Origin of the sequence: Paenisporosarcina cavernae, assembly GCF_003595195.1 — a bacterium.
GTDB classification, from domain to species: Bacteria; Bacillota; Bacilli; order Bacillales_A; family Planococcaceae; genus Paenisporosarcina; species Paenisporosarcina cavernae.
In genome coordinates, this window is the sequence record NZ_CP032418.1 from 1322729 (window position 1) to 1340656 (window position 17928).

A 17928-nucleotide genomic window follows, 5' to 3' on the forward strand; every position below is an offset into this window, starting at 1 on the left:
AAATCGAATCGAAAGGTGTTAAATATTGCTCACCTTTCGATTCGTACTTTTTGATTATTTATTTGAAATATTTCCTTCAGCGTCACGTTCCACTTTCATCGCTGTTGCTGGGATATACCCTTGTTCTGGTAATAAATTGTTTTGAACATCATCATTCATCATGTAATCAATGAATGTTTTCGCTAAACCTGTAGGCTCACCTTTTGTATACGAATGTTCATAAGCCCAAATTGGGAAATCTCCATTTTGTACGTTTTCATCAGTAGCTTCTACACCATCAACGGATAACTTTGTTACAGAATCATCTGTGAAGTATGAGAAAGCTAAGTAACCAATCGCGCCTTTTGTTTCAGAAATAATTTTCTTTACTGTGTTGGATGAATCTTCGGTAATTCCTTCAGCTGGTGTTGCTCCATCTAAACCATATTTTACGAATGTTGCACGAGTACCAGATGAATCTGGGCGATTTACAAGAACAATTTCTTGATCTTCTCCACCGACTTCTTTCCAGTTTTTAATTTCACCAGTAAATACTTTAATTAAATCTTCTTTTGAAATATCCTTAACGCCTACTTCAGGATTTACTGCAGCTGTCATTCCAACTACTGCAATTTTAAAATCAACAAGTTCTTCTGCAGGAATACCTTCTTTTTCTTCCGCGAACACATCGGAGTTACCAATTTCTACTGATCCTTCAGCTACTTGTGAAAGTCCAGTTCCAGAACCACCTGCTTGTACTTGAATATCTGCATCGCTATTTTCTGCCATGAATTCTTCAGCAGCTGCTGCAACTAGTGGTTGCATTGCGGATGATCCTGATACCAATAAACTTCCAGAAGCTTCATTACCTTCTGAATTTCCATTAGCTTCCGAACCATTATCATCTGAACCGCAAGCGGCTAAAATAACGAGTAATAAGCTAAGACCTAAAAAAGATAACCATTTACGAGCTTTCATGTGTTGTTTCCTCCTAAAATAGGTGTGTTTTTTCTTACATGTTTAGAATATCAAGTGATTGTAAAGAGCATATGAAGCGAATGTAAAGAGTTTGTAAAGACAAAAAAGTTGTATAAATGGGGCGTTTACGAAAACCATAAAAAAACTACTCCACTTAATATGGAGTAGTTCGTCGTTATTATTCTGCCGTACCTGTATTATCTTCTGTAGCATTTTCTTCTTCATCGACTGTTGGTACGCTTTTTTCATAAGCGGGTTGTATTTGAATATCTGCCGTTTGATTTGCCACTTCGGCATTTGCATGAGATTTTTTTATTTCAAAAAATTTATCTGTTGCTGCTCGGGCAATATCGTTATTCGCATGTGAAAAAGGACCATTATTATTAAAAGGGACTGTTGGAACAATAATTGCGTATGCAATTTCTGGTTTTTCATAAGGTGCGAATCCTATATGAGTTAAATTTATTTTATTTCCAGGTGCTTCCGCTGTTCCAGTTTTACCAGCGGCCGTATACTTAATACCTCTAAACCAAGAAGTTGCTGTTCCTTGACTACCAGTATAAGCAAGCAGCATCCCTTCTCGTACGCGATTTATTTCTCGCGTGGAGTTAGAAATTTTGTTTAACACGGTTGGTCCTATCTCAGTAAGTAACGGTCCCATTGTTTTCCCATCTAATGATGGTTCTCTAATTTCTTTAACAACATGAGGTTTTATTCTAGTTCCTCCATTTGCAAGGGTGGAGACATACTGGGCTAGTTGCATCGTCGTATACGTGTCAAACTGTCCAATCGTTAAATCTAGGTACTTACCTGGAAGTACTGCTGGACCTTTACTTCCCGACGCTTCGTTAGGCAAATCAATGCCAGTCTTAATACCTAACCCGAACTGTGCATATGAATTTCGCAAAAGAGTAAAGGAAGCAGGACTTACATACATCGATTCACCGTAACGATAATTAGCGTTAGCTAGACGAATTCCTGTCTTAAACATATAGACGTTGGAAGAACGTTCTAACGCTTTTAAATCACTGACTGCTACTTTAGAGCTTCGATTGAAAATGGAGCTTTTTATCGTTCCAGCAATATTAACCGGTTCATCAATTAACACGTCACCGATATTAATCGCCCCTTCATGATATCCAGTTAATAAAGTAGCTGGTTTGACTGTAGATCCAACTTCATAAGCTGCTGTAAAAGCACCATATGCATAATCTAAGACGACTGTTTTTCCATCTTTGTCTTTACCTAATTGTTTCCCCACCATAGAAAGAACTTCACCCGTATAAGGATCCATCGCGACGAAAAATGCACTATTAAAATCTTTGGAATTAGGTTGTTTTTTTACTTCTAATAATTTATCAGAAATAAATTCTTCCATATAAGTTTGGAATTCGCTATCTATAGAAAGAACAAGATCTTTTCCTGGTACGCCTTCATAAATCGTTTTCGTTTCCGTCACAGTTCCTTTGCCATCTGTGATGTTTTTGATCACTGATTTTTGCCCCTGCAATACTTCTTCATATTGTTGCTCAATATAACTTCTCCCTACACGGTCATTGCGAGAGTAGTCCCTACTTAAGAAATAGTCTACTTTCCCACTAGGCAACCCTTGCTCGGGTGAAGTCACTCTTCCTAATATCGATAAATTAGAAGTTGGAACACGGTTCCAATCTGTCGTAGTATTTACACCGGGTAAATCCGTTAAACGCTCCGATACACGAGCAAATTCTTCAGCTGTCACTTCATCATTCGGTTCATCTGCTCTTGGATTTGGATCCTTCGTTTTAATTACTTGGGGAGTTAATGCATATCCAGCGAGCATTTGACGATAAATCGCAAGTACTTCTAATTCATTTGGTGTAAAAGAAGCGAGTTCTTCTTCCGTAATACGTTCGCGAACTAATGTATCTAATTTGCGTTGTTGCTCTGTCGAAGACAAGCTTTCATCATTGATGATTTCATTTTTCTCGGCAGTTGACACTTTTTCATATGCTTCTTTTGTATGGAGTAAAATCCAGTAATCTTGCTTATCACGAAGAGTAATATCCGTTACACGTTTATCAATTAATATTGATAGTTTTTTTGCAATATCAAGCATTTCAGACTGTTTCGTCGTTTGTAACTTCGTATATGTAATCGCGTTTTGCGGCTCATTATCTACCATTAGTCTTCCAAAACTATCATAAATTCTACCTCTAGGTACGCTAGTGTTGACAGGTACTTCTTCTGTCCTTGCTAATTTACGGACGAATTCTTCCCCCTGTACAATTTGCAAAAACCCTAATCTAAGTATTAATAAAGAAAATAGAAAGAATATGGATAGAAATAATATATTCATACGGAAAGCGACGTTTGCGCGAAGTTTTGCTTTCGGACTAGATGCTCTTTTTTTCTTTCCTGCACGCATATAATTTCCCCCCGTCTGTTTAAAAATTCACCTTGTCTATTATAACAGGAATTGGTTTGTATAAACATGATTCTCTAGGCATCTTTCCAAGTATTTTCATGCAGCATTTTTTAAATGAAATAACGGAAAATAGAAATGCTAGTGATATGTTAAATCGAATAGGAATATAAACTATTTGTCTGAAGAGAAGAATTGCGGTTTTCAGAGTCAACTTGTTAAACTTTAATGTGCATTCGGACACTCTGTCGAACCATTGGAACACTTCCCGTCAGCATTAGGACAATTTGTTTCAACATTAGGACACTCTGCCTCAACATTGGGACACTCTGCCGCTTCATTGGGACACTTTGTTTCAACATTGGGACACTTCCCGTCAACATTAGGACACTCTGCCGCTTCATTGGGACACTTCCTCTCAACATTGGGACACTCTGCCTCAACATTGGGACACTCTTCCTCAACATTGGGACACTTCCCGTCAGCATTAGGACACTTCCCCTCAACATTGGGACACTCTGCCGCCGCTTCATTGGGACACTTTCACGAGACTTCAGGTCACGTTGCTGAGTCAATAGAGAACTCTTCTATATTCTCACACTACTCGATCCTTCTTTCGCCCATCATTTCCCATAAAAAAACACACTTGTAAGACGCTACAAGTGTGTGTAAAGTTCAATGTTCTTATTTTGCTGCTTCGTAACGTTTTGAAACTTCATCCCAGTTCACAACATTCCAGAATGCTGCAATATAATCTGGACGACGGTTTTGATAGTTTAGGTAATATGCATGTTCCCAAACATCTAATCCTAAGATCGGAGTTTTACCTTCCATAATTGGTGAATCTTGGTTTGGTGTAGATGAAAGTTCTAACTCACCATTCACTACTGATAGCCAAGCCCAACCAGAACCAAAGCGTGTAGCTCCAGCTTTTGCGAATTCTTCTTTAAACGAATCAAAGCTACCGAATTTCGCGTCAATTGCTTCAGCTAAAGCACCCGTTGGAGCTCCGCCGCCATTTGGTGAAAGTAATTGCCAGAATAATGAATGGTTAGCATGTCCTCCACCATTATTGCGAACTGCAGTGCGAGCTGATTCTGGCACTGCGTCAAGATTAGCAATTAGCTCTTCTACTGATTTAGAAAGCAAATCATCATGACCTTCTAATGCATTATTTAAATTCGTTACATACGCGTTATGATGTTTTGTGTGGTGAATATTCATCGTTTCTTTGTCAATGTGTGGTTCAAGTGCATCTTCTGCATAAGGTAGTGCTGGTAATTCATAAGCCATTTGTCGTTCCTCCTAGTCAATTGTTCATAATTGTATTAACACTAGTAAGCGTATCAAAGTTGAAAGAATCGTTCAAATATTACGTTCTTTATTTTTCATTTTCAGACTTTGGTCTGAATTATACATACCAGACGAAAATGACAATCATTAGGGAGGTAACAATCCCTTTCGTTATAACAGATGTCAAGAACCCTATTAGAGATCCTATACCTGTTTTAACAGACTGTTTAAAAGAACTTCTCGTAACTAACAATTCACCTAAAATAGCCCCAATTAGAGGTCCAAGGATAATTCCGATGATGGGAAGAATGAAAGGACCAACTAGTAGTCCAATCGTACTTCCCCAAATTCCGGCTTTGCTGCCTCCAAACCTCTTAATTCCAAAGGCATTAGAGAAAAAGTCAGCTCCAAATAGCAAAATTAAAAAGAGAAGTTCAATCACCCAAAATGTCCACGTCATCTCGGAAAAGCCGTTGAATAATCCATACACCACAAACCCTAAAAATACGAACAGAACAGAAGGAATAATAGGATAAATCAACCCAACATACGCAATGACAAATAATGCGATGACAAAAACCCAAGAAACAGCTTCCATTATGCTCGTTTCCCTAGAACTGCTTCCGCAATATTTACTGCGTGATCTCCGATTCGTTCTAAATTACTCACGATATCAACAAAGACAATTCCAGCTTGTCCTGAACATTGACCTTCATTTAAACGCATAATGTGTTTTTTGCGGAATTTACGTTCCATTTTGTCAATTAAATCTTCCTGTTCAGCAACTTCTCTCGCTAAATCTAAGCTATTTGTATCTAATGATTCAATCGCTTTTTCAACCGTTTTAATCGTTAATTCAAACATTTCCGTTAAATCTTCCAACGCATCTTCTGTCAATTTCACACGGTTTGCCATTTGATAATCGACAAGCTCAATAATGTTTTCAAAATGATCTCCGATTCGCTCGATGTCACGAACAGTTTCCATTAAGACAACATGTCTTGTGGAATCGACATTGGAGATAGATTCCGCAGAAATGAGCACTAAATAATCGGTAATTTTTGCATCTAAGTTATTAATTGCTGCTTCTATTTGGTAGCCAGTTTCAGCATGCTTTTTGTTTTGTGTTTTTAAATAGTCAAATGTTTCTTGTAAACCTTGTACACTAAATTTACCCATTCGAAGAATTTCTTCTTTCGCTTGTCCAATTGCTAACGAAGGAGCCGTTTCAATAAAGTGTGGATCTAAATGTTTCGCTTTATATTCAATCGTTACATCTTCACCTGGAATGAATTTCGTTACGAGATACGCCCAAGCTCCGATTAATGGGAATTGAATAACCGTATTGACAACGTTAAACGAACCATGAGCAAATGCAATTTGCATCTTTGCTTCTAAATCTAAAAGCCCTGTGATCCAAATAATATAATTGGTAAACGGATGTAAAAATATTAAAAAGATAACAGAGCCAACTAAGTTAAATAAAACATGGGTTGCTGCAGCGCGTTTTGCTGCGATAGATGCACCAATAGAAGCCAAAACCGCAGTTATGGTTGTTCCGATATTATCTCCGAATAAAACGGGTAATGCTGCCTTTAAATCAATGATATTTTCTGCGTATAACCCTTGAAGAATACCGACTGTAGCACTTGAAGACTGCACAATAACTGTAAATAGGGTTCCGATGACTACCCCTAAAATAGAGTGTTCACTCATATCAGTCGTTAGTTCAATAAAAGTAGGAAGTTCGCGTAATGGCTTCATTCCACCACTCATTAATTCCATCCCTAAGAATAGACCACCAAAGCCAAAAATAACTTCTCCAAGATTTTGCCATTGATTTTTTTTAATAAAGAAAATCAAGAATGCTCCAATTGCCATAATCGGCAAAGCATACTCCCCTACATCAAAACCTATAATAAACGCGGTGACAGTTGTTCCGATATTTGCCCCCATGATAACTCCGATCGCTTGACGAAGTGTCATGAATCCTGCCGAAACAAGCCCTACTGTGATAACGGTTGTTCCCGAACTAGATTGAATCAAAATCGTAACGACGATCCCAACCAAGACGCCCATAAATGGATTTGTTGTGAAACGATCGAGAATATTTCGCAATCGGTCTCCAGCTGCCTTTTGCAAACCGTCTCCCATATATTTTATCGCAAATAAGAAGATCCCCAATCCTCCTATAAATTGAAACAACATTTCTTGCCAATTCACTTCCACGAATGAATTCAACTCCTAGAATAATAGTTTTTCACGTCCCTATTATCCTTTTTAACAGGTATAATTGTAAAGAAACTATACAAAAAATTTACACGAACGTAATATTCCAACATCTATATGGAAAAAGAAGGAGATTTTCGATGTTTTATCTACAACTTTTTAAAGCTTCCCTATCAAGTCCCAAAAAATTAGCAGCTTTTCGAATGCTTCCCATTGGGAAAGTCATGAAGTATCTATTTACATTAGTCACACTTATTTCCATTGTATCTTTTTTAACGTTTACATCTTCTATTACCTCGTTCGGTGAGATGGATGTGACATTTCCTAATTATATGGAAGAAATGAAATGGATCTTGTACCCTTTTGCGATTATTTTACAATTTGTTGTAGCAACGCTTTTGTTATTTACTCAAATTAGTATTGTTGCATATATTGGGTTATTAATCGGAAGAGTCTGGAAGAGACGAATAGAGTTCCGTCAAATTTGGAGGACTGCAGCCATAGCTTATACGGCTCCATTTCTTGTAGCTTTTATATTGAACTTCTTTCCCACTTCTGATACGGTTGGAACTTTTGTTAGTTTTCTACTCCATTTAGTCGTTGTGCTCTGGTCTGTGTCGTTTTATCCAAAAAATGTGGCATAAAGTAAGATCTCTTCACATACAAGTGTGAAGAGGTGATTTTCATGAAAATAGTCGGACTAGCAATTGTCATACTACTGATTAGCACAATGATTCGCATGGACTTAGTAGAAGGAACAATCTCATTAGCAAATTTCGAGGAATCGAGTCAATGTGAGGAGTCCCATTCTCCAGTGGACTATGTCGTTGTAAAAGTAGAAGAAGAAGATTCCATTGAATCGTTACTTGGAATATATAGTGATTCCCAGCTTTCATTCCCAGAAAAAGTGCAAGCATTTTATGTATTAAATCCAGTGTATAAAAAACAGGAGATACTTCCTGGAGAGTTGGTCAAAATTCCGGTAACCTCTCTTATACCAACTACTTGTACAAAGTAATCGGAATCTTTCTTTCTTGTGTTTCGTCCTAAATCACTGATAAGATATAGGATAGAGATGGCGCAAGCCTCAGAAGGAGAGATTGAGATATGCCAGAAATAATACATCGTTCTAAAACACGTCCTGTACGTGTTGGAGACCTTACTATAGGTGGAAGTAATGAGCTTTTCATTCAAAGTATGACAACAACAAAAACACATGATGTGGAAGCAACAGTTGCGGAGATTCACCGTTTAGAAGAAGCTGGTTGTCAAATTGTTCGTGTCGCTTGTCCTGATGAGCGAGCAGCAGATGCGATCGCAGACATAAAAAAACAAATAAATATTCCTTTAGTGGTCGATATTCACTTCGATTATAAATTGGCATTGAAAGCAATTGAAAATGGTGCTGATAAGATTCGGATTAATCCCGGTAATATCGGACGTAAAGAAAAAGTAGAAGCGGTTGTCAATGCTGCTAAAGCGAAAGGCATACCCATCCGTATTGGTGTAAACGCTGGATCACTTGAGCGCAAAATTTTAGAAAAATACGGCTACCCTACTGCTGATGGTATGGTAGAAAGTGCCTTACACCATATCAAAATTCTAGAGGACTTGGACTTCCATGATATTATCGTATCGCTTAAAGCGAGTGATGTTAGCTTAGCTATAGAAGCGTACGTTAAAGCCTCACAAGCATTCGATTATCCTCTACATTTAGGGATTACGGAGTCAGGGACCTTATTTGCCGGTTCCATAAAAAGTGCAGCTGGACTAGGAGCACTTTTAAGTCATGGCATTGGGAATACTTTACGAGTTTCGTTAAGTGCTGACCCTGTGGAAGAAATCAAAGTAGCTCGAGAGTTACTTAAAGTCTTTGGCCTTTCTTCTAATGCAGCGACCTTAATTTCATGTCCTACTTGTGGGCGAATTGAAATTGATCTCATCTCCATAGCAAATGAAGTAGAAGAATATATTTCTCATATTAAAGCACCAATTAAAGTAGCGGTACTTGGTTGTGCAGTAAACGGACCTGGTGAAGCCCGCGAAGCTGATATTGGAATTGCAGGAGCACGTGGAGAAGGACTTCTATTCATGAAAGGAAAAACTGTTCGTAAAGTTCCCGAAGAGACGATGGTAGAAGAGCTAAAACTAGAAATCGATAAAATTGCGCAAGAATATTTTGAAAAGCAAGCTGCGGAAAAAGAATTGGAAGTGAAATAATGCCGAAACAATCTATTCGATTCGGAATTGATATCGATGGAACGGTCACATGTCCAACTTCCCTTTTACCGCATATAAACGAGGCATTTTCTTGTAATTTAGTTTTAGACGATATTAAAGAGTATGATTTAACGGCTGCTTTCCCCGTGGATCGCAATGCGTTTTACAAATGGTTTAAAGAAGCGGAACCAAAAATTTATGAAACCTCCCCTATTCAACAACACGCAAAGCAAGTTTTAGATAAATGGAAAAAACAACATGAGGTGTATTTTATCTCCGCACGTGGTGAAAATGTGTGGGATGTAACTGTCGATTGGTTCAAGAAAGAAGAAGTTCTTTATGATCATTTAATTTTAACAGGTTCTCATGACAAAATTAGTGCTGCTAAAGAGCATAAAATTGAATTGTTTTTAGAAGATAAACATGATAATGCAGTTACGCTTCATGAAGAATTAAACATTCCTGTTTTACTTTTTAACACACCATACAATCAAGAACCTATACCTGATGGTGTTCACCGAGTGAACAATTGGAAAGAAGCAGAACATTGGGTAGACCGTTTCATCATTACCAATGCATTTCCCATAAAATAACGAAGACCCATTGTGTTTTTCCACAATGGGTCTTTTCCTATTCATATTTATGCACAGAGTGGGCATTTTCCAAAGATTTCGAACCGATGTTGCTCAATTTCATATCCTTTTAATGATTCTTTTACTTGCGGAATAGGACAAATGGAAAGTTCTTTTATCTCTCCGCATGACAAACAAATAAAATGATGATGATGATGATCGGTTTCACATTGCATTCGAAATTGTTTTTCTCCCGAAAAGTCCATTTCATCCAAAATACCATGGCCAACAAATGTGCTTAAATTCCGATAAATAGTATCGAAACTAAGACTAGGTGAGTCTTCGGATAAATGATTTAACACATCCTTAGCAGAAAGGTACCGATCCGTTTGTGCAAAGATAGAAAGAATTTTTTCCCGCTGATCTGTTTTTTTATAACCTTTCCCTTTTAAAATTTCCCATGCCTTTTTCTCATTCATTGCGACAACCTCCAGCTAAAGCGATTAACAACATACCTTTTCCTTTTTTTAATAGAAGCACAATAATTAATAATAGAATGGATGTCACAACAATCGTTCCTCCAGGAGCTAAGTCTAAATGAAACGAACTAAACATCCCAATAATAACGGATGATTCTCCGAAAAGAATGGCATATAAAATAGTTTGTTTAAAACTTTTTGCTACTCGTAAACTCGTTGCAACTGGTAACGTAATTAAAGATGAAACAAGTAATATCCCGACAATCCTCATACTAGCAGCAATAACTAGAGCTGTAAGGATCATAAAAACTACGTGTAAAAATTTAGCGGGGATACCTGCCGTCTTGGCATGCTCTTCATCAAACGATAATACGAAAAGCTCTTTGTAAAGTAAGATAATGAATAATCCGACTAGAATTGTCACGGCAATAACAATGACTAAATCTTGAAAACTAACAGCTGAAATTGATCCGAATAAATAAGCAAACAAATCCGTGCTGAAACCATTCGAAAGTGAAATGAATATTGCGCCAAATCCTAGGCCAGCAGACATTATGATCGGTATAGCTAATTCTTCATAACTTTTATAAAGGCGTCTCAACCGCTCAATGAGAAGAGACCCACCAATTGATGCTCCCATACCAAGAAAAAGTGGATTCCAACTAGCAAAAAAAGCGACCGTTTGGCTAATATACAAACTTGCTGCAATACCAGCTAACGTGACATGGCTAAGTGCATCGGCAATCAGTGATAGTCGCCTAACAACAATGAATACACCTAACAAAGGTGCAATAAGGCCAATTAACAAACCGGAAATAAATGCATACTGTAAAAAATCGTACGTCATTACTGCTTCAATCATGTTACGTTCTCCTTATGGTGAATCTTGCGTACCGAATGTCCATACCAATTTTCACGAACATCTTCTTCCATCGCATCATACTCTTCTTTATATCCATGAAAATGTATCATCTTATTTAAACATGCTACGTGACTAATTCGATTGGACACAGTATCTACGTCATGTGTAATTAACAAAATGGTAATTTCCTGTTTCTTATTCAATTCCTCTAACATATTATAAAACGATTGAACATTTTCATGGTCCACACCAACCGTAGGTTCATCCAGGATCAACAACTTTGGTTCATTAATTAATGCTCTCGCGATGAAAATCCGCTGTTGTTGCCCTCCCGATAACTCTCCAATTGGTTGATGGATAAACTGTTCCATTTGAACAGACTTTAATGCTTGAAGAACTAGATTGTCTTTGTTTTTAGGATACTTTTTCATCAATCCCGTTTTTTTAGTTAAGCCACTAAGAACCACTTCAAACACAGTCGCAGGAAAACGTTGATTAAAGGCGTTGGATTTTTGTGAAACATAGCCAATCCATTCCCTCTTTTTAAACTGCTGAATAGGTGTACCAAATAACTTAATTTCTCCTGATGTAGGTTTTATTAAACCTAAAATCAATTTTACTAATGTGGATTTTCCTGAACCATTTGGTCCAAGAATAGCTAGAAAATCTCCTTTAGCAACTCGGAGTGTGATATTTGATAATACTAATTCTTTTTCATATCGATAATTTACTTGATTGAGTTCAATATCAAATGAGGACATTTTGTCTCTCCTTTTAAGTAAGAATGATTCCGATTTACAAAGTAAAAGTATACGGGATTTAATGAGAAAAGTAAATGATGAGGAGTGTTCATACATGAGTACTAATCTGTTGTTGGAGATTTATCAAACAAATTCCACTCAAAAATTAGAGGAATTACGGAAAAAATTACCGATAGATGTTAGTGTTGATGAAATTAAACAAATAAAATTATTATGTAAACAAGCGAATCCACTATGGATTTTCACAGGAGTACCTACTCATTTTCAACAAGAATTATTGCATATTATTGGTCCGAAAAGATCAGCAACATTATTAGACATGATTTTTTCTGGGAAATAAACCTTGTGAAACAGTAGAGTATAAAAAATGCGAGAACGATGCATCTCACATCTTCTCGCACTCCACGTTTATTTAGTTTTAGACTCGCAGCGCATCAATCGCTGAAGGGCTAAATTGTTTCGATAAAAGCATTTCAATTTCCTGTTTATAAGGGGCAGATTTTGACTTAGCATCTAATCCGACATAAGGTGTTTCTAAAATTTTTGGCACATGCATTAATTGTGGATGGTGCACAATCTTTAGCAACGCATCAAATCCAATTTCGCCGAAGCCGATGTTTTCATGGCGATCTTTTGCGGCACCTCGAACGTTTTTACTATCATTAACATGGAGAACCTTGATACGATCTATGCCAACGACTCGGTCAAATTCTTCTAGCACTCCGTCAAAATCTTCTTTTACAGGATATCCGGCATCATGTGTATGACATGTATCAAAACAGACAGAAAGTCTTTCGTTATGTGTTACACCATCAATAATTTCTGCTAATTCTTCAAAACTTCTGCCACATTCTGATCCTTTTCCTGCCATTGTTTCTAATGCAATTTGAACCGGGTAATCTTGACTCAATACTTCATTCAAGCCCTCTATGATTTTCTTTATACCAATATCTGCACCAGCACCAACATGAGCACCAGGATGAAGAACAATTTGTGAAGCACCAAGAGCAGCAGTTCTTTGAATTTCTTTTTGAAGAAATTCAACTCCAAGTTCAAACGTTTCAGGTTTAACAGAATTTCCTATATTAATGATATATGGCGCATGCACGACAATGTTTGACAGTCCATTTTCTTTCATATGAGCCATACCAGCTTCAATATTTAACTCTTCAATGGGCTTTCTTCTCGTATTCTGAGGTGCACCGGTGTATATCATAAAGGTAGAAGCACCATAGGATGCCGCTTCTTCACTTGCAGCAAGCAACATTTTTTTACCGCTCATTGAAACATGTGATCCTAGCAACATAGCAACTTACTCCCCTTTTTTATTGCGCTTGATTCTTCTTTCTCTTTTTCGAACTTTATCCATTTCCCATTTCATTGCACGTTTGTAGCCTGGTTTTACCTTTTTTGGTTTACGTACAACAGATTTCGCTTTTGCATCAAATTCATTTTCATGCTTCACACGGTTTTTACGGGCATGGCGTTCTTTCATCTCACTCCACTCGCCATTTTTCACGTCACGGTGGACAAATGGGATACCCATCTTCTCAATTTGAACAATTTTATCTTCTTCCGTAGGATCATATAACGTAATAGCTTGTCCAGTTAATCCAGCTCTAGCGGTTCGACCTACACGGTGAATAAAAAATTCAAGATCTTCTGGCAATTCGTAATTGATGACATGACTTACCCCTTGAATATCAATTCCACGAGCTGCTAAATCAGTAGCAACAATGTATTGAAATTCCAAGTCTCTCACTTGTTTCATCATTCTAGTTCGTTCACGTGGATTTAAATCACCATGAATTCTTCCAACTCGGAAACCGTTTTCTGCTAAAAAATCCGCAACAGAATCTGCATTCGATCGCGTATTTGCAAAAATGATACACAAATATGGATTTATTCCTTCTAGCACTTGTAGCAATTTTTTCTTTCTAGAAAGACTTTTGGTTGGAACTAAAGAAAAATCAATTCCATCAGCTACAGGTTTTTTATCGCCGATTTTAATATGAACTGGTGAATCCATGTATTTCTTTAAAAATGGTTGTAATTTTTCTGGAATTGTTGCTGAAAATACAAACATTTCCAGTTTCTCAGGCATTTTGGAAGCAAATTGATCAATTTCTTTTATGAAACCTAAATCAAATGCTAAATCCGCTTCATCCACCACTAGAACTGGAGAAGTGTGAACAAAAAGGGCTTGGTCATTTACTAAATCTTGGATTCGTCCAGGGGTCCCCACAACAATATGGGGTTGTACTTTCAAACGATCCACTGCACGCTTTTTGTCTGTTCCACCAATTAGCAGTCTTGACGTAATTTCCGTACCTTCAATAAGCTTCAGTAACTCGACGTGAATTTGCGTTGCTAGTTCTCGAGTTGGAGAAGTAATTACTGCTTGTACTTCTTGTTTATCCGCAATTATTTTTTCTACAATAGGAATTAGAAAACTATGCGTCTTCCCTGTACCCGTGTGAGATTGTCCAATTGCGCTTTTTCCTTTTAGGATTAAAGGAATCATTTCTTTTTGAATGGGTGTTGGTTCCGAAAAACCTAATTGATCTATCGCCTTTATTAAGAAAGGCTGAAAATCATAATCTGTATATTTCGACATTAACGTCACTCCTCGCATTCCTTTATTGTAACACGTTTTCGTTCATTTAAGACGATTGAAAGGATGATAACTTTGAGATACGCTTCTTTTTATCCGTTTTCTCAATCAACGACCTCTCTATCCAGAAATTTACCACCTGTTGGTAGAGGGTTAAATATGTATGGAGCAGCTGCTGCTCCAAGCAAACTAGACCAATACATGCAAGTAGCGGATAAAGTGCTAGCTTTGACGCAACAGCTTTCTCCTGTAGTGAAACAAGTTTCACCTATGGTTCAAAACCTTCCAGCGTTGCTAAGCATGTATAAAGGTTTCTCCAACTTGCCAGATGCTGCTAGTTCTACTGCTGCAAATGTAGCGCAAAGTAGCGTTGCAAGACCAAAAATTTATTCTCCAAAATAAGCATGTTTTGAATAAGGTACTTCTCTTCTGTATAATGATGGTAGAACTCATAAGAGGAGTGCTTTTCATGCAAGTATTAAAAATTTCACCACGTGGATATTGTTATGGTGTTGTAGATGCAATGGTAATTGCACGAAACGCTGCAATGGATAAATCGTTGCCACGACCAATCTATATTTTAGGGATGATTGTTCATAACAAACATGTGACAGATGCATTTGAACAAGATGGCATCATTACATTGGATGGAGAAAATCGGAAAGATATTTTAGATAAAGTGACTGAAGGTACTGTCATCTTTACTGCACATGGTGTTTCACCAGAAGTGCGTGAAACAGCACGCAGAAAAGGATTAGTTTCAATTGATGCAACTTGTCCAGATGTAACTGTAACACACACGCTAATTGAAGAAAAAACAGCCGAGGGATACGATATTATTTACATTGGCAAAAAAGGACATCCTGAGCCTGAAGGTGCAATTGGCGTCGCACCAGATCGAGTTCATTTAGTTCAAGACTTGCAAGACATTGATGCGCTTCAGATCGAAAATCCTAAGCTGCTTGTCACGAATCAAACTACGATGAGTCAATGGGATGTTGTCCACTTAATGGAGAAACTTGAGGAAAAATATCCAACAATTGAAGTCCATAAAGAAATTTGCCTTGCTACTCAAGTACGTCAGGAAGCCGTTGCGGAGCATGCAGGACAAGCAGAATTATTAATTGTTGTCGGCGATCCAATGAGTAACAATTCAAATCGATTAACACAAGTATCAGAAGAAATTGCCAGCACGAAATCTTTTAGAATCTCCGATTTGTCTGAGTTGAAGCTTGAATGGTTAGAAGGAATTGAAACAGTTGCGGTAACCGCAGGTGCATCAACTCCAACACCAATTGTGAAAGAAGTTATTCAATTCTTAGAAAAATACGAAGAAAATGATCCTTCTACACACGATTTAAGCAGAACCGTTACCTTGGATAGAATTCTTCCGAAGATTAAACAGCCTAAGCCAGTAACACGTATTGAACCCTATACATTGAGTTAACCTATTGTTTCATTAGTTTAAAAAATCCGAGCGAGTAGTCGATATTCTACGAGAACTATCGAAATCGTTCGGATTCTTTATTTTGTCAATGAACAAATTAATTGCTTATCCTAACTTTAAATCCTCTCAGTACTCTCTGAAAAAGAATTTAGAAGCACACCCTCTCTGCCCAGACATTTAGCTATCGCATTCCAATATATAGATGAACGTAAATTAGGATTGAAGAAAAACTTAGAAGAGACGAAAAGGCTCTGTTGAAATCTCACTAGCAATAAAATGAACGTTCCACCCTCGTTCTTTCATCATCGAGTTCATTTTTGTGCTCACGCCTTGCTTCATAATCGACTCAATATGATGTCCAGGATCTACGATGGATAATCCCATTCGTTCCGCGTCTTGTGCAATATGAAAATACATATCTCCTGTAACTAAAACATCTGCACCCATCCGCTTTGCTTTTCGAATATATTTGTTGCCATCTCCACCTAACACAGCCACTTTATGGATTTCTGTTGAAAGGTTCCCGACTACTCGAACAAACGGAACAGATAACTTTTTCTTTACGAATAAAGAAAATTGTTCGAGCGTCATTTTTTCAGATAGCACACCGATTCTTCCTATTCCATTTTTAGTAACGGGCGTAAGAAGTTCCAATAAGTCATACGCTGGCACCTCATACGGATGACTCGCATGTAACGCATTCAACACGGCACTAGTTAAACTTCTAGGAAAAATAACTTCGATTTTCACTTCTTCTACTGTTTCCAATTTCCCTACAGCTCCAATAAATGGTTCTGCACCTTTTAACGGTTGAAAGCGTCCTTCACCAACGGTTGAAAAACTACAAGAATCATAATCATCGATTTTACCTGCCCCTGCACTAGCCAACGCTTCCCGAACCTTCTGAGCAAAATCGGAAGGTACAAATACAGCCAATTTTCGGTAGTTGTCTTCGTCCGTCACTTCTAATAGTTCGATTGATTCTAAGTCAAGTGCTTCAGCCAATAAATCATTAACTCCACCTTGAGCCACATCTAAATTCGTATGTGCCGTGTAAAGTGTTATGTCATTTTTAATTAATTTTTCTATGACTTTTCCTTGAAAAGAATCCGTGCGAATAGACTGGATTGGTCGGTAAAAAAGTGGATGATGGGAAATAATTAAATTACAATTTTTTGCAATAGCTTCCTCAATTACTTCTTCCGTAGTATCTAGAGTGACAAGGACATTCGAAATTTTTCGATTTAATTGACCAACTTCTAAACCTACAGGGTCTCCCTCCACTGCTAAGGAAGTAGGAGACCAGCTTTCAAAAAGTGAAATGATTTCATGACCATTCACTGTTTTCACTTAAAGTTCCTCCTTTAACCATTGCAGTTTTTGTAGAATTTCTTTTTTCTTTATTTCAAGTTCAGTTGTTTGTTCCGCATTTTCCACGCTCATCAAAATGGATTGTAATGATTTTTTTTCTTTGTTCCATTTTGTTAAGAAGGCTGGAGATTTTTCAGCTAATAAAAATGGACCTAACCATTTTTCCTTTTCGCTTAATGTCATTACACCTTTTTTAAGGACTAAGATTTCATAAATCTTTGCATCTTCTTCTAAAATTTCTTCTGCCGTAAGCTTCCATCCATTTTGAATCGCCCATTCCCGTATTGCTTTTGCATGAATATTAGGTTGAACGATTAGTTTTTGAACAGATGGCAAACGTGAAAGACCTTTTGAAAGAATCGATGCTATTAAGGGACCACCCATTCCAGCAATTGTAACTGTGTTCACCTGATCTTCCGGTTGAACGGCTAACAACCCATCTGCTAATCGAACCGTGATGGCATGCTCTAACTGATTCCGTCTTACTTCTTCCATAGCTGATTCAAACGGCCCTAGTACAACTTCACCGGCAAAAGCCGTCGTGACTTTGTTTGACAGTACAAGATAACAAGGTAAATAGGCATGATCACTTCCGATATCTGCTACTATCGCGCCTTGATCGACATAATTTGCTACTCGTTGTAAACGGGTGGATAAATTTGTTGCGTTCATGTATAACACCTATTCTTTCCCCAAAATAAAAACCTTTATTCCTAAGA

Annotated in this window: 19 protein-coding genes; 7 read left to right on the plus strand and 12 right to left on the minus strand. The window is 37.5% G+C overall.

Annotated features, from left to right (window positions below; all coding sequences use genetic code 11):
* Positions 1 to 54: 54 nt before the first annotated feature.
* The 5 genes from D3873_RS06670 to D3873_RS06695 all read right to left on the minus strand — a co-directional run bounded on the left by D3873_RS06670 (position 55) and on the right by D3873_RS06695 (position 6883).
* The gene (locus tag D3873_RS06670) at positions 55 to 957 is read right to left on the minus strand and encodes a phosphate ABC transporter substrate-binding protein (RefSeq protein WP_119883320.1); all 903 of its coding nucleotides are present in this window, start codon (positions 955 to 957) and stop codon (positions 55 to 57) included.
* A 178-nt stretch (positions 958 to 1135) separates the two neighbouring features.
* The gene (locus D3873_RS06675; protein WP_119883321.1) at positions 1136 to 3364 is read right to left on the minus strand and encodes a peptidoglycan D,D-transpeptidase FtsI family protein; all 2229 of its coding nucleotides are present in this window, start codon (positions 3362 to 3364) and stop codon (positions 1136 to 1138) included.
* 681 nt (positions 3365 to 4045) lie between these two features.
* A complete protein-coding gene (locus tag D3873_RS06685; protein WP_119883323.1) occupies positions 4046 to 4654 on the minus strand; it encodes a superoxide dismutase in 609 nt (202 codons plus the stop codon).
* Positions 4655 to 4772: 118 nt separating this feature from the next.
* A complete protein-coding gene (locus D3873_RS06690) occupies positions 4773 to 5252 on the minus strand; it encodes a DUF456 domain-containing protein (RefSeq protein WP_119883324.1) in 480 nt (159 codons plus the stop codon).
* Complete coding sequence (locus tag D3873_RS06695) at positions 5252 to 6883, minus strand: Na/Pi cotransporter family protein (RefSeq protein ID WP_119883325.1); 1632 nt, start codon at positions 6881 to 6883, stop codon at positions 5252 to 5254. The genes D3873_RS06690 and D3873_RS06695 overlap by 1 nt, the downstream gene beginning before the upstream one ends.
* A 140-nt stretch (positions 6884 to 7023) precedes the next feature.
* On the opposite strand from D3873_RS06695, the gene D3873_RS06700 reads away from it, so the two are divergent.
* From D3873_RS06700 to D3873_RS06715, 4 genes are all read left to right on the plus strand, one after another.
* Positions 7024 to 7527: a DUF1189 family protein gene (locus tag D3873_RS06700; RefSeq protein ID WP_119883326.1), complete on the plus strand. Its 504-nt coding sequence runs from the start codon at positions 7024 to 7026 to the stop codon at positions 7525 to 7527.
* Between the two features lie 41 nt (positions 7528 to 7568).
* Positions 7569 to 7901: a hypothetical protein gene (locus tag D3873_RS06705; RefSeq protein WP_119883327.1), complete on the plus strand. Its 333-nt coding sequence runs from the start codon at positions 7569 to 7571 to the stop codon at positions 7899 to 7901.
* Between the two features lie 98 nt (positions 7902 to 7999).
* A complete protein-coding gene (gene ispG, locus D3873_RS06710) occupies positions 8000 to 9103 on the plus strand; it encodes a flavodoxin-dependent (E)-4-hydroxy-3-methylbut-2-enyl-diphosphate synthase (protein WP_205536293.1) in 1104 nt (367 codons plus the stop codon).
* On the plus strand, positions 9103 to 9696 hold the full coding sequence (locus tag D3873_RS06715) for a hypothetical protein (protein ID WP_119883329.1): 594 nt from the start codon (positions 9103 to 9105) through the stop codon (positions 9694 to 9696). Before ispG ends, D3873_RS06715 begins: the two co-directional genes overlap by 1 nt.
* A 47-nt stretch (positions 9697 to 9743) precedes the next feature.
* On the opposite strand, the gene D3873_RS06720 is transcribed toward D3873_RS06715, so the two are convergent.
* The 3 genes from D3873_RS06720 to D3873_RS06730 are packed head-to-tail and all read right to left on the minus strand — an operon-like array spanning position 9744 to position 11777.
* Positions 9744 to 10154 carry a Fur family transcriptional regulator gene (locus tag D3873_RS06720; RefSeq protein ID WP_119883330.1) on the minus strand — a complete coding sequence of 137 codons (411 nt, stop codon included), beginning with the start codon at positions 10152 to 10154 and terminating at the stop codon, positions 9744 to 9746.
* Positions 10147 to 11016: a metal ABC transporter permease gene (locus D3873_RS06725; protein ID WP_119883331.1), complete on the minus strand. Its 870-nt coding sequence runs from the start codon at positions 11014 to 11016 to the stop codon at positions 10147 to 10149. Before D3873_RS06725 ends, D3873_RS06720 begins: the two co-directional genes overlap by 8 nt.
* Complete coding sequence (locus D3873_RS06730; RefSeq protein ID WP_119883332.1) at positions 11013 to 11777, minus strand: metal ABC transporter ATP-binding protein; 765 nt, start codon at positions 11775 to 11777, stop codon at positions 11013 to 11015. The genes D3873_RS06725 and D3873_RS06730 overlap by 4 nt, the downstream gene beginning before the upstream one ends.
* A gap of 94 nt (positions 11778 to 11871) precedes the next feature.
* Here D3873_RS06730 and D3873_RS06735 point away from each other — a divergent pair, with 94 nt between their 5' ends.
* The gene (locus D3873_RS06735) at positions 11872 to 12117 is read left to right on the plus strand and encodes a hypothetical protein (protein ID WP_119883333.1); all 246 of its coding nucleotides are present in this window, start codon (positions 11872 to 11874) and stop codon (positions 12115 to 12117) included.
* Between the two features lie 78 nt (positions 12118 to 12195).
* Here the strand turns inward: D3873_RS06735 and D3873_RS06740 are convergent, their stop codons facing one another.
* Both D3873_RS06740 and D3873_RS06745 read right to left on the minus strand, forming a co-directional pair.
* On the minus strand, positions 12196 to 13083 hold the full coding sequence (locus tag D3873_RS06740) for a deoxyribonuclease IV (protein WP_119883334.1): 888 nt from the start codon (positions 13081 to 13083) through the stop codon (positions 12196 to 12198).
* Between the two features lie 6 nt (positions 13084 to 13089).
* A complete protein-coding gene (locus D3873_RS06745; RefSeq protein WP_119883335.1) occupies positions 13090 to 14394 on the minus strand; it encodes a DEAD/DEAH box helicase in 1305 nt (434 codons plus the stop codon).
* A gap of 72 nt (positions 14395 to 14466) precedes the next feature.
* Between D3873_RS06745 and vrrA the strand changes: the two genes are divergently transcribed.
* Both vrrA and D3873_RS06755 read left to right on the plus strand, forming a co-directional pair.
* Positions 14467 to 14793 carry a VrrA/YqfQ family protein gene (gene vrrA / locus D3873_RS06750; protein WP_162920155.1) on the plus strand — a complete coding sequence of 109 codons (327 nt, stop codon included), beginning with the start codon at positions 14467 to 14469 and terminating at the stop codon, positions 14791 to 14793.
* 67 nt (positions 14794 to 14860) lie between these two features.
* Entirely contained in the window at positions 14861 to 15838 is a 978-nt protein-coding gene (locus D3873_RS06755; protein ID WP_119883337.1) for a 4-hydroxy-3-methylbut-2-enyl diphosphate reductase, read from the plus strand.
* A gap of 231 nt (positions 15839 to 16069) precedes the next feature.
* Here D3873_RS06755 and D3873_RS06760 read toward each other — a convergent pair whose 3' ends face one another.
* Both D3873_RS06760 and D3873_RS06765 read right to left on the minus strand, forming a co-directional pair.
* The gene (locus D3873_RS06760) at positions 16070 to 17188 is read right to left on the minus strand and encodes a Nif3-like dinuclear metal center hexameric protein (protein WP_119883338.1); all 1119 of its coding nucleotides are present in this window, start codon (positions 17186 to 17188) and stop codon (positions 16070 to 16072) included.
* Positions 17189 to 17881 (minus strand): tRNA (adenine(22)-N(1))-methyltransferase, encoded by a 693-nt coding sequence (locus D3873_RS06765; protein WP_119883339.1) that lies wholly within the window; start codon positions 17879 to 17881, stop codon positions 17189 to 17191.
* Positions 17882 to 17928 lie beyond the last annotated feature (47 nt).